At 36.6% G+C, this 12103-nt stretch carries 11 protein-coding genes; 6 read left to right on the top strand and 5 right to left on the bottom strand.

Annotated features, from left to right (window positions below; all coding sequences use genetic code 11):
• Positions 1 to 52: 52 nt before the first annotated feature.
• Entirely contained in the window at positions 53 to 1183 is a 1131-nt protein-coding gene (gene queG / locus QNH24_RS22080; protein ID WP_283869563.1) for a tRNA epoxyqueuosine(34) reductase QueG, read from the top strand.
• A gap of 238 nt (positions 1184 to 1421) precedes the next feature.
• Entirely contained in the window at positions 1422 to 1895 is a 474-nt protein-coding gene (gene trmL, locus QNH24_RS22075) for a tRNA (uridine(34)/cytosine(34)/5-carboxymethylaminomethyluridine(34)-2'-O)-methyltransferase TrmL (RefSeq protein WP_054772331.1), read from the top strand.
• 117 nt (positions 1896 to 2012) lie between these two features.
• On the opposite strand, the gene QNH24_RS22070 is transcribed toward trmL, so the two are convergent.
• On the bottom strand, positions 2013 to 2858 hold the full coding sequence (locus QNH24_RS22070; RefSeq protein ID WP_283869562.1) for a VOC family protein: 846 nt from the start codon (positions 2856 to 2858) through the stop codon (positions 2013 to 2015).
• 536 nt (positions 2859 to 3394) lie between these two features.
• On the opposite strand from QNH24_RS22070, the gene QNH24_RS22065 reads away from it, so the two are divergent.
• A complete protein-coding gene (locus QNH24_RS22065) occupies positions 3395 to 3568 on the top strand; it encodes a hypothetical protein (protein ID WP_283869561.1) in 174 nt (57 codons plus the stop codon).
• A 101-nt stretch (positions 3569 to 3669) separates the two neighbouring features.
• A complete protein-coding gene (locus QNH24_RS22060; protein ID WP_283869560.1) occupies positions 3670 to 4500 on the top strand; it encodes an aldo/keto reductase in 831 nt (276 codons plus the stop codon).
• Positions 4501 to 4651: 151 nt separating this feature from the next.
• Here QNH24_RS22060 and QNH24_RS22055 read toward each other — a convergent pair whose 3' ends face one another.
• The 3 genes from QNH24_RS22055 to QNH24_RS22045 form a co-directional block, all read right to left on the bottom strand.
• Complete coding sequence (locus QNH24_RS22055) at positions 4652 to 6826, bottom strand: 5'-nucleotidase C-terminal domain-containing protein (RefSeq protein ID WP_283869559.1); 2175 nt, start codon at positions 6824 to 6826, stop codon at positions 4652 to 4654.
• 265 nt (positions 6827 to 7091) lie between these two features.
• The gene (locus tag QNH24_RS22050; RefSeq protein WP_283869558.1) at positions 7092 to 7931 is read right to left on the bottom strand and encodes an RluA family pseudouridine synthase; all 840 of its coding nucleotides are present in this window, start codon (positions 7929 to 7931) and stop codon (positions 7092 to 7094) included.
• Positions 7932 to 7985: 54 nt separating this feature from the next.
• Positions 7986 to 8411 carry a disulfide oxidoreductase gene (locus tag QNH24_RS22045; RefSeq protein WP_283869557.1) on the bottom strand — a complete coding sequence of 142 codons (426 nt, stop codon included), beginning with the start codon at positions 8409 to 8411 and terminating at the stop codon, positions 7986 to 7988.
• Positions 8412 to 8606: 195 nt separating this feature from the next.
• Here QNH24_RS22045 and QNH24_RS22040 point away from each other — a divergent pair, with 195 nt between their 5' ends.
• Positions 8607 to 9722: a GAF domain-containing sensor histidine kinase gene (locus QNH24_RS22040; RefSeq protein ID WP_054771988.1), complete on the top strand. Its 1116-nt coding sequence runs from the start codon at positions 8607 to 8609 to the stop codon at positions 9720 to 9722.
• An 11-nt stretch (positions 9723 to 9733) separates the two neighbouring features.
• Entirely contained in the window at positions 9734 to 10381 is a 648-nt protein-coding gene (locus QNH24_RS22035) for a response regulator (RefSeq protein WP_283869556.1), read from the top strand.
• A 165-nt stretch (positions 10382 to 10546) separates the two neighbouring features.
• On the opposite strand, the gene QNH24_RS22030 is transcribed toward QNH24_RS22035, so the two are convergent.
• Complete coding sequence (locus tag QNH24_RS22030; protein WP_283869555.1) at positions 10547 to 11665, bottom strand: response regulator; 1119 nt, start codon at positions 11663 to 11665, stop codon at positions 10547 to 10549.
• Between the last annotated feature and the right edge of the window lie 438 nt (positions 11666 to 12103).

Raw genomic sequence — 12103 nt, 5'->3', positions numbered from 1 at the left:
CACCTACTTTATCTATTTCTATTATTGTATCATGTAAGGAGTTGGAAATAAAATGAACATACATGACCTGCAACATGAGTTTGTAGCGTATGCAATGTCCATTGGTATAGACAAAATTGGCTTTACAACAGCAGCTCCATTTACAGAATTGAAAAATCGACTGCGCCGCCAACAGGAACTTGGCTATCAGTCAGGCTTTGAGGAAAGCGATATTGAAAAACGAACTGAACCCCTACAATTGTTAGATGGAGCAGAGAGTATAGTGGCGATTGCAGTAGCCTATCCATCGCGTATGCAGAATGCACCTGTTGGCAAAAAAGGAGCAAGACGTGGGATTTTTTGCCGAGCTTCATGGGGAATCGATTATCATACAGCATTACGTGAACGATTGACATTACTATCGGCTTGGCTAAAGGAGCGAGTAGAGGGTGTCCGTATCGAATCAATGGTGGATACGGGTGCTCTTGTCGATAGAGCAGTTGCTGAACGTGCAGGAATAGGCTGGAGTGGGAAAAACTGCGCCATTATTACACCCGAATTTGGTTCATATGTCTATTTAGGAGAGCTTGTCACAAACATCCCCTTTGCACCAGATAAGCCTATGGAGGATGAATGTGGAGACTGCCGCTTATGTTTAGATGTTTGTCCAACAGGTGCTTTAATAGAAGGAGGGCAATTAAATGCTCAGCGCTGTATTGCCTTTTTAACGCAAACCAAGGGAACACTGCCTGATGAGTTTCGTACACATATTGGCAATCGATTGTATGGCTGTGATACATGTCAAACCGTATGTCCGAAAAATAAAGGCAAAATCAATTGGATACATGAAGAATTTAAACCGGACCCAGAGCTGGTCAAGCCATTGCTGACGCCTCTTTTGAAGATTTCAAATCGTGAGTTTAAAGATAAGTTTGGACATATTTCTGGCTCATGGCGGGGGAAGAAGCCCATTCAACGCAATGCTATATTGGCCCTTGCCCATTTTAAAGAAGAAGCGGCTGTACCAGATTTAATTGCACTTCTAGAAAAGGATGATCGTCCTGTTATTCGTGGGACAGCCGCATGGGCTTTAGGTAGGATAGGCGGGAAAGAAGCCCATTACGCATTATTTCAGGCGAAGGCTAAGGAAAGTGACGAAGAGGTACGCATTGAAATTGACAAAGGGTTACAATTTTTTCAATAGGGTGGATGAGTGAATATCTCGGGACCTCTAAAGCGTTGAGAGCCGTTCCATTTGAGGGGAAAGTCGCTCACAAAGCGTGGAGAACTGCACAAGCTGAGGAAAGAATCGCTTGAAAAAGATCAGAGATTGCTTAATTAAAGTATTGCAATATTAAAACCAGAGAAGCTCCACCCTAACAGTGGGATTTAAGATAAGAATTACTTTTACATGTGAAATTTTTAATAAGGAAGTGTACCTTATGCCATTGCATATCGTTTTATATCAACCAGAGATACCAGCAAATACAGGTAATATTGCACGTACCTGTGCCGGAACAAATACCTCACTACATTTAATTCGTCCTCTTGGCTTTTCTACAGACGATAAAATGCTGAAGCGTGCTGGGTTAGATTACTGGCATAGTGTCAATGTTGTGTATCACGATTCACTAGAGGAATTTTTAGAAGCATCAAAAAATGGTGATGTTTATTTAATTGAAACATATAGTGAAGAGCCATTCACAACACATGATTTTAGTGATAGAGACCGCGATATTTATTTTATGTTTGGAAAAGAAACAACAGGTTTGCCAAAGGATTTTGCTTACGAGCGTCGACATATGTGCTTGCGAATTCCACAGAGTGAGCATGTACGTTCACTTAATCTGTCGAATACCGCGGCTATTGTTATATATGAAGCATTACGGCAACAAGGTTACCCAGGGCTACATTAAAAAAGGCAGTTCTCCAAGATGTGAGAACTGCCTTTTTTGGATAGCACCTCAAAACTGACGGATAGAATCCAAAAAGAGGATGATAGAATTCAAAAACTGATGGATAGAATATCCTTCCTAAAATTTTAATAAAATTTTATTTCCAGCAGGGTCCTCTGTTTGGAAACCCTCAGCTATATCAGTAACAGGAGCACCAATAGCACGAAGATTTTCTTTCATTGTTGCCACTTGTTGTTCATTATCTAAACGCAAAGAAAAGGTTTTTAAGCCGACTTGATGTTCACCAAGTTTTGGCGCATTTTCTGAGTACCAAGTATTTAAGCCGATGTGATGATGATAGCGACCTGTAGAAATAAATAATGCTTGTGTGCCATAGCGTGTGACAATGTCAAAACCTAATCCTTTTGTATAAAATTCCTCTGCCTCCATTAAGTTAGATACAGATAAATGAATATGACCCATTACTGTACCAGTAGGAAGACCACTCCATGTATCATTACCTTCTGCTAATATCGATTGAATATTAAGCGGTTCAGTAACCATATGCACTTGGTTAGAATGCCAAGTCCATTTATCTTCAGGTCGATCAGCATAAATTTCAATGCCATTTTTATCAGGATCACTTAAATAGAGCGCTTCACTGACATCGTGGTCAGATGCCCCAAAATACACACCATTTTTATGAAAATGACTAATAACATTTGCTAAATCACGACGTGAAGGCAATAGAAGTGCAAAATGGTAAAGTCCAGTAGTAAATGTCGTTTTTTCTTCTACAGTTTCAGGTTGTACGATTGTTAGTAAAGCTGTTTTTCCATCTGCAGTTAAAGTTGCTTTATGGGATTCTTGTTGTAAGACTTTAAAGCCAATAACCTCCTGATAATAGGCTAATGAACTTTGTAAGTCACTCACTTTAATTTCTACATTAGTGACATAAGTGTTTGGTTTTTCATGAAAATGCATAATGACCCCTCCATATATTGAAAAGTTATCTTTTGTTATCAACTTACTTTATGTAAGTAAGTTTATTTTAAAAAGTACATAAAGTCAAGAAATTTTATTCATCTTCATTCAGCAAATGTTTTTTGTATCTAAAGCAAATCGGCAGATGCTTTATGCGCGTAAGCGTAGCGAGCGGCAGCTGCAATTACGCCAAGGCGAAATTGATCGTAAAAAAAGAGAAGTACCTGAAGTGGTTCTTCTCGTGGAAAATAAGGAAAATCACTAAGCATTTCATATGCTTAGTGATTTTCTAGAGGTATTATTTGTCTGATTTGTAGTCGCCTTCGTAACCAGCAGTGAAAATAGCAGTTAAGAATGCAATAGTTACACCAAGAATTAATAATAATTTCATGGAAGAACCCTCCTCATGTTTATAAAGACATCTCCATTCAGTATAGCTTATCTACTAGAAAAATAAAATGACATAGTGAAATAAAATATGGCAGAAATGGTTCAGTCATATTAATTTAGGGAACACTATTAGAGAGGTGATAATAATGGAAAAAAAGGTTCCGAATATCGAAAACGGCACAATGGCTAGAAATTTTAAAGATTTGCATGATTTAGGAAAGCAGATGGAGCATTTACGTGATGGCTTAGAGCTAGTGGAGGATGAACGTATTCCAGATCCTATCCAAGTAGACGATCCTGAAGAAGAGAAAAAGGACTAGGTTTTTTAATGGCGTAGATATGACCTCTCAAGAATTTTCCTTATTTTCTTAAAACCAATTTTTTGTATAATGGAACTAGGAAAAGAAAGGGGTTGTTATTCTTGAATTTACAATCAACAAAAACATTAACAAATGGTATAGAAATGCCTCGCTTAGGTTTAGGTGTCTATAAAATGACAGAGCGCAATGAAACATTGCAAGCTATTGATAAAGCACTTAAATTTGGTTATCGAGCTATTGATACTGCCTCTCTTTACGGTAACGAAGAGGAAGTGGGCGAAGCCATTCGCTACTCAGGTGTTAAGCGTGAGGATATATTTGTTACAACAAAGGTTTGGAATAATGACCAAGGTTATGATGAAACGTTACGAGCTTTTGAAGTGTCGTTGAAAAAATTAAATATGGATTATTTAGATTTGTATTTAACACATTGGGCAGTACCTGAAACATTTGAAGAAACGTATAGAGCCATTGAACGTCTATACGATGAAAAGTTAATTCGCGCAACAGGTGTTTCGAATCATCATGAGCATCATCTACAAAAGCTATTAGCAAAGGCAAATATTCAGCCGATGGTTAATCAAGTTGAGGTGCATCCATATTTACAGCAAAATAATTTAAGAGCTTACTGTAGTGAGCATGATATTGCTGTGACTGCATGGTCTCCGCTAGGGCGTGGAGGAGTGCTTGATAACGCAGTTATTACAAAGATTGGGCAAGAAATTGGCAAAACAGCTGCTCAGGTAGTACTACGCTGGCATTTACAAAGAGATACCCTAATTATTCCTAAATCAGTTACACCAAGTCGTATAGAGGAAAATGCACAGGTTTTTGATTTCGAGTTATCCTTAGCACAAATGAATCAAATAGCTGCCTTAAACCGTAATGAACGTTTTGGGCAGGATCCAGATAATTTTAAATTCAATTTTTAACTATTTATAAATTTAGCTAATCCCGCTCTTCTAGGTAAGAGGGCACTAAAAAACTAACTTTTTTATATTAAAAATCTGTCTTTTGTTAAATTGGAAAACTAAAAAAAGTCGATTTGCACCATATTGAGGCAAATCGACTTTTTCAGTTATATTATTTTGATTCTTTTACATAAGGAATATAGTTAGAAAGCATTTTTGCCATATGTGCACGTGTAGCGTTATTGCTTGGCATAAACTTACCATTTGAACCACTAACAATCTTTAAGTCTTTCATAAGTGCAATTGCCTCTTGAGTTTCAGTGTTGTATTTGGCAATATCACTAAAATCAGCTTTTAGTCCAGCTTTTGTATCATGTTGAAGATTGTATGCACGAGCAAACATTAATGCAAGTTGAGCACGAGTTACTTTTGTATTAGGATTGAATTTACCATTTACACCTTTAACAATGCCTGCTTCTGCAAGAGCAGTGATTTCCTTTTGTGTTGCAGGATTTACATTTCCAAGATCCGTGAATGTTGTTTGGCCTTTTGCCTCCAGCTTTAATGCACGTGCGATAAATGAAGCTGCCTGAGCACGAGTTAAGTTAGCATTTGGAGAATATGTTGTTGCAGTCGTACCATTTGTTAAATCACGGTAATAAAGATCACGTACATAACCTTCTGTTTCTGAGCCTTTTGCAATATCAGTAAATGGAATTGTTGCAATAATACGTCCTTCTACTTTTGGATCAACATTTTTCAATGTAGTTAAGTGTTCGATAAACATTTCATAATCAATTGTACCAGGCTCACTTACACGGCCATCAGCATAGGCTTTTTCAAGTGTTTCGTAGCCGTCTCCACCTTTAGCAGTAAAGGTATTCGTTGCAGCCTTATAGTATGTTGCTTTGTCTAGCTCTTTACCATTTAATTTAATAGATTTTACACGTTTACCAGCCGGAGCTTTTCCATCAAATTCTACTTGTAAGCCAGAGAAATGTAAGAAGCCACCAGATTCTTTTGGAAACTCTTTTACACTATGTTCGGCAATGTCATAGATTTCAGCTCCTGTTAGTTTTACAATACCAAGTGCATTACCAAAAGGCATAACAGTCATTACTTCACCAACTGTAATATCTCCTGCATCAATGCCTGCACGGATACCACCGCCATTTTGGAAGGCAAATTGTACTTCTGGGTCAATTTTCTTGGCACCCGCAAGCATACCATCTGTAATTAGGTTTCCGAGGTTTGTTTCACCAGCACGAACGCCCCAAAGACCACGTTTACCATCCAATACTGAAACAGCAGTATTACCTGTAGATTGTTGTTTCACAGCAGTAATTTTGTCTGTATATGGAGCTAAAATTTTAACTGCTTCAGGGTCTGCTGCAACTGGATTATCTTTATCGTTTAAAGCGTGTAATTGACCAAAGTATTCAACAACTGCACCATTATCATCAAACGTTAAATCAAGCTCACCTAAATTCTCGCTATATTGACCTGTTTGAACGATAATTGTATGATTTTTAAATGATGTTTCTGCTTTCACAGCTTTGTCTAATTTAGTATGTGTATGGCCACCAACAATTACATCAATACCCTCTACAGCTCCCGCTAGTAATTGATCGTTATCGAAATCTTTTGAATCATCGAATCCTAAATGAGTCACAGCAACAATTTTATTAACACCTTGTTTTTCAAATTCTGCTACTGCTTTTTTTGCAGAGTCGATATAATTGGCAAATTGCACATTAGCAACGCTTGAAATAGAAGGAGTTTCTTCAGTTGTTAAACCAAAAATACCTACTTTTTCTCCATCGACTTCTTTAATAATACCGTTATAAATTTTACCTTTTTCGAAGTCTTTTGTGACAGTTTTAAATTGTAAGCCATCAAATAAAGAATCCTTTGAAAAGTCTAGGTTTGCGCTTAATATTGGGAAATCGGCTCCCTTTACAAATTTAGCGAGTGCAGCATGTCCCTCTGGGCTTGACCCTAAATCAAACTCGTGGTTTCCAAAAGTCATGGCATCATAGCCCATTAAGTTCATTAACTTCATATCAACTTCTCCAGAGAATTGATTGAAATAGAGTGTACCTGAGAAAACATCACCAGCATCTAGTAGAAGAGTGTTAGCGTTTGCAGCGCGAAGCTCCTGTACTTTTGTAGCACGCTGTGGAGCAGCTTCAACATGTGCATGTGTATCATTGGAATGTAAAATTGTTAGTTTGAAACCATCCTTTGTAGCTGCAGGTGCTGTTTCCGCTGCATGAGCTGCAAAACCTGGAGTTGCTAATAAACTAGCAACTAGAGTTGTTGCTGCAATACTTTTAACCCATTTCATCAATGAATTCCTCCCTCATAATATGTCAGATGACTGACAATTTACTCTTATTCTATCATGAAAGAAATTCTTCGTCATTACCATTAATGGTAAATGTATATTAAATTTATTGTAAAAAATTGATTAAGAAATATCGAATAATATATTTATACTTTTTTTGAAGTATAAGTAAAATTTTTTACCTCAAAAAAGCGCGGGAAATCAACTTTTCTGATTTCCTGCGCTTTTTAAGATTTTGAGTAGTTTACTAAACCTAAGCAAAGGTTTACTTTTTGTCCTTTACAACAATTTGCTTATTTAAAAATGGATGTTCAAATTCTAATTGTATGGCATGAAGCTCATAGTCTCCACTTGCTGTTTCTCTTGCACCATACATTGTATCACCAATAATAGGATGCCCAATATAAGCTAAATGTACTCGAATTTGATGTGTTCTACCTGTTTCAAGGATGAGATGGACAATACAAGAACTTTTATAGCGAGCTACTACCTCATAGTGGGTGACAGCATGCTGACCAGTTTTGGAGACAACACGTCTTGTTGCGTGATGCCGATCTTTCCCAATGGGTTCAGTGATTGTACCTGTTGAAGCTTGTAAATTTCCTTGTACCTCTGCAGCGTATGTGCGAATAATAGATTTTTCTTCAATCATACGATCAAAGATTGACTTAGCAAGAGGATGCTTTGCCACCAGCAATAAACCTTGTGTACCTCTATCCAATCGATGGACATGTTCTGCATAAACCCCACCTTGCTTTTTAATATGTGCCATAACATGGTTCATACAAGTATGAGTATCACGAGCATCATTTGGATGTGTTGACATACCTTTTGGTTTGGAAACAATTAAGCAATGGTCATCCTCATAAATAATATCAATTGCACATACTGGTGTAGGCTGATAATTGGATGAAGGTATCGGAAACGAAAATTTTAAAATTGTACCTGGTTGAAGTGGGGCTTTCCATTGAACAGGCTCATCGTTCACTGTTGTAATTGCTTTTGACATTCGTAATTCATGGACTAATTTTTTACCAAGTCGCCAATGATTACGTAGCAGTTCCTCAATAGTTAAATTATCTTCATTAATTTCATAATGAAACATAAATCATCCTCCGTAGAAAAAACCGTATTCCAATTGTAGAACACGGTCTCTTAATTATTTTGCAGCTTTTACAGCCTTCATTACATAAAAGCTTGCCCCTGCAATTAAAATAAATGCAGTTAGTGCTAAAAATGGGATTGTGATAAAGCCTAACCAATTAATATATTGACCAGTACAGGAAACAAGACCACAAGAAGGAGCGGTATCTGCTAAAAAACTAAGCTTTTGAATTCCGTAATGATAAAGAGATACACTGCCACCCATAATGGCAAAAACAGCTGTTGTAGCTGCAATACGTGCATTTTTTTGTATAAAGGCAATTGTTGTCATAATGACAATTGGATACATGAAAATACGCTGAATCCAACACATTTTACAAGGTTCATAGTGACGAATTTCAGAAAAGTATAAGGACCCTAATGTTGCAACGACAGAGACAATCCAAATAAATAATAAGCCATTTTCTACTTTTTTAGACATATCTATTCTCTCCTTTATTAAACCATATCCTTGTACGATTATAGTTCTTCTAGTTTTATAAGTAAATTAACTTACGCAAAATAAGGCATAACTATTTAAAAGAATTTCAGTCTAAAGTATGAACGACTCAGGCAGACGTTTGAGACTTTGAAATGTTATCATTAACATTAGTAATGCCGAAGAAGAGGTGTTTTTGTGAGAGAGAATGAGCATTCGAATATCAGTATTTTAAAAGAGATTGCAGAGCTATTAAATGAAGAAACTGAAATAGTGACAATGCTAAAGGGTGCACTTGTGAGATTTTTAAATGGGACAAATTTTGAAACAGGCTGGATTTTTTTTATCAATGAGAAAGGGCGATCGGAGCTTGTTGTACACGAAAATTTACCAGATGCATTGGAATTCAAAAACTGCCATTACTTAAAAAAGGGAGGCTGCTGGTGTGTTTCCCGCTATCGTAATGAAGAATTAAAAAAAGCCTCCAATATTATTGAATGCCAGCGCATTGAAAGTGCGATTGCAGCGAATGTCGGGGATCATGAGGGTATTACACATCATGCTACAGTGCCTCTCCAGTCAGGACAAGAACGTTTTGGGGTCTTAAATGTTGCCTCAAAGGATAAAGTGCGTTTTTCTGAGGAGGAGCTAGCTTTACTTGAATCTGTTGCTTTTCAGATGGGATCAGCTATTAAGCGAATTTTACTGACAAAGCAGGAACAAGAAATGGCACTTGTAAAGGAGCGCAACCGTCTAGCTAGAGATTTACATGATTCGGTTAATCAGCTGCTTTTTTCAGTTACTCTAACAGCGAGAGCTGGTATTGAAATGACGAATGATCAAGCTATTAAAGAAACATTTAAGGAAATTCAACATTTAACACAGGATGCCTTAACGGAGATGCGAGCATTAATTTGGCAGCTTCGTCCAAAGGGCTTAGAAAATGGTTTACTTGAAGCGATTAAAGTATATGCTGAAATGCTCGGCTTAAAGTTGCATGTAACAGTTTCAGGTGTATTGCAATTCCCTTCTCGTATTGAAGAAACATTATTTCGGGTAGCACAAGAAGCACTTAATAATGTACGTCGTCACGCAGGTGTGCTAGAAGCAGCATTATATATAACGGTTACATCTACAGACATTTTGCTTGTGATTCGTGATGAGGGACGAGGCTTTGTTATAGATAATAACACGAAGCTACTTTCAATGGGTTTGCAGTCAATAAAGGATCGTGCAAAATCAGTTGGTGGTGCAGCTGACTGGGTAAGTGAAATTGGCAAAGGAACAGAGCTGTTAATCCGTTTGCCGTATTAGGAGGGAAGAGAATGATACGTGTATTAATTGCAGATGATCACCATGTAGTACGTCGTGGATTATTATTTTTTTTAAAAACGCAGAAAGACATTGAAGTGGTAGGGGAAGCAAAAAATGGACTGGAGGCAGTTGCTTTAGCAGAAAGCATACAACCAGATATTATCCTTATGGATTTAGTCATGCCTGAAATGGATGGTATTCAGGCAACTAAGCGCATTAAAGCGAAATTGCCACAAATTGAAATTTTGATGCTTACAAGCTTTTCGGATCGGGATCATGTCGTTCCAGCTATGGAGGCAGGTGCCGCTGGTTATCAATTAAAAGATATAGAACCTGATGAGTTGGTATTGTCTATTCGCCGAATAATGCGTGGCGAAAATACTCTTCACCCAGAGGCCACATCAACGCTAGAAATGGATCGACAAGAATCTGAAAATGCACCTCATGCATTAAACCCGCTAACACCTCGTGAACAGGATGTACTTGCAGAGCTAACAAAAGGGAAAAGTAACCGAGAAATTGCTTCCTCCTTATTCGTTACAGAGAAAACTGTAAAAACCCATATATCTAATATTTTTACGAAGCTACAGGTGCAGGATCGTACACAGGCGGCTCTTTATGCCGTAAAACACGGACTGACAGAGGGTAGTGGTGTGTAAAAGGTAAATTAAAACGGCGAGTTCCTACAAATATGTAGTAGCCCGTCGTTTTTTTATCTTCATTCAGCAAATGTTTTTTGTATCGAAAGCAAAGCGGCAGATGTTTTATGCGCGTAAGCGTAGCAGCAGCGGCAGCTACAATTACGCCAAGGCGAAATTGCTTGTTTATTTTTGAATAAAAAATTTATTTGTAATTTCTAGTAATGTTGAGCTCGGCGAAAGGCCTAAATCTTCTTTTAATTTTTGTTCATAGTCTTGAAATACCCTGTATGCCTGTTCGTATAGCCCAGTGTTTATTAAAATGTGTAAATAGTGTTGAAGTTTTTGTTCATTATATGGGTCAAAATCTAGTAGGCTATTTAAGAACTCAAGTGCCTTTGACGTATCCGTTAAGATGGAAGCTTGAAAACCTTTTTCTAATAAATCTATGTATGATTTAGTCAATTTATCTTTATAGGCTGTGGCCCATTCATAATCGTCAAAAATAAGAAGCCCATTTTTATAAATGGAAATACATTGATTAATTAAGGAAATAGGTGGAAACTCCTGCTTTGAAAAATCATCATAATATCTTTGAAAATCATATAAGTCGCAAAGAATATTAGGCTTTTCAAAGATATAATATTTATTGGAAAATACTATACAGTTCGCATAACCTATATTGCTTAAGGTTTTTCTTAAATAAGATAAAGCTGTATGAAGATTCGATTTTGCCCGTACATAGTCTAAATCAGGCCAGAGAATTTCTATTAAATAATCACGGTGAATAGGAATGTTTGGATGTAAAATAAAATATACAAATAATTCCTTTGTTTTCTCCGTTTTGAAGGCAATTAAACTATTGTTGCTATAGGCAGCAAATTGATCGAAACATTGAACGTTTAGCATCGTTTTCGAAGCCTTCTGAATGAGTTGCTGTATGGAATATTCATGCTCAATTCGAGCAATAGCCTTTTCTAAACGAGCATGATTAATTGGTTTAAGTAAATAATCAAGCCCTCCGATATCATATGCCTGTAATGCAAACTCTTGATGGGAAGTTATAAAAATAACACTAACATATGGACGCTCCGTTTTGACGATATCAGCTACTTCCAGTCCAGTCAGTTCATTGAGCTTTACCTCTAAAAAAATTGCCTCAAATTCTAATGTTGGAAGCTCCTGAAGAAATGTCTCTACACTAGTAAAGGTTTTCATCACCTGTATTTGCTGAAATGCTTGTAGTTTATTTTGAAAATAGTGTAAAGCTAGTGGTTCATTGTCTATTAAAACGGCTCTAATCACATCAAAATCTCCTTTTTACAATTAAATTGAAAACCATTAAACTCTAGTTCATTGTGTTTGAAAAGGCTTCCTAATATATAGTGAGCACTAAATAAGTGAATTTCACTTAAAAATAAAAATTTGACACTAAGATTTAGTACTCGTAATTTCACTTTTCATAATCCTATTGAGGTTTCATAAAACAAAGCACTAAATTCTTTGCCACAAATAGATACTATAGTTTTCAGCGCTCTATAAAGAGGATGGAAGTTTTGTCTGTTGTGTTAAGAGAATTGAAATAATTGTATAAGCGTTTATTATCAAACTATTCTTAGCGAAATCAAATAATTCCTGATAAATTCTTGTATTAAACTTGTTTTTTTCTTATATTGTAAAAATAGTATAATGATTGTAATAATTTATCAGGCGTTATTATAGTACATTCGACTTAAATAAAAC

The organism is Lysinibacillus pakistanensis (assembly GCF_030123245.1).
In the GTDB taxonomy this organism is placed as follows: domain Bacteria; phylum Bacillota; class Bacilli; order Bacillales_A; family Planococcaceae; genus Lysinibacillus; species Lysinibacillus pakistanensis.
This window is presented reverse-complemented; position numbering and strand designations above follow the sequence as displayed.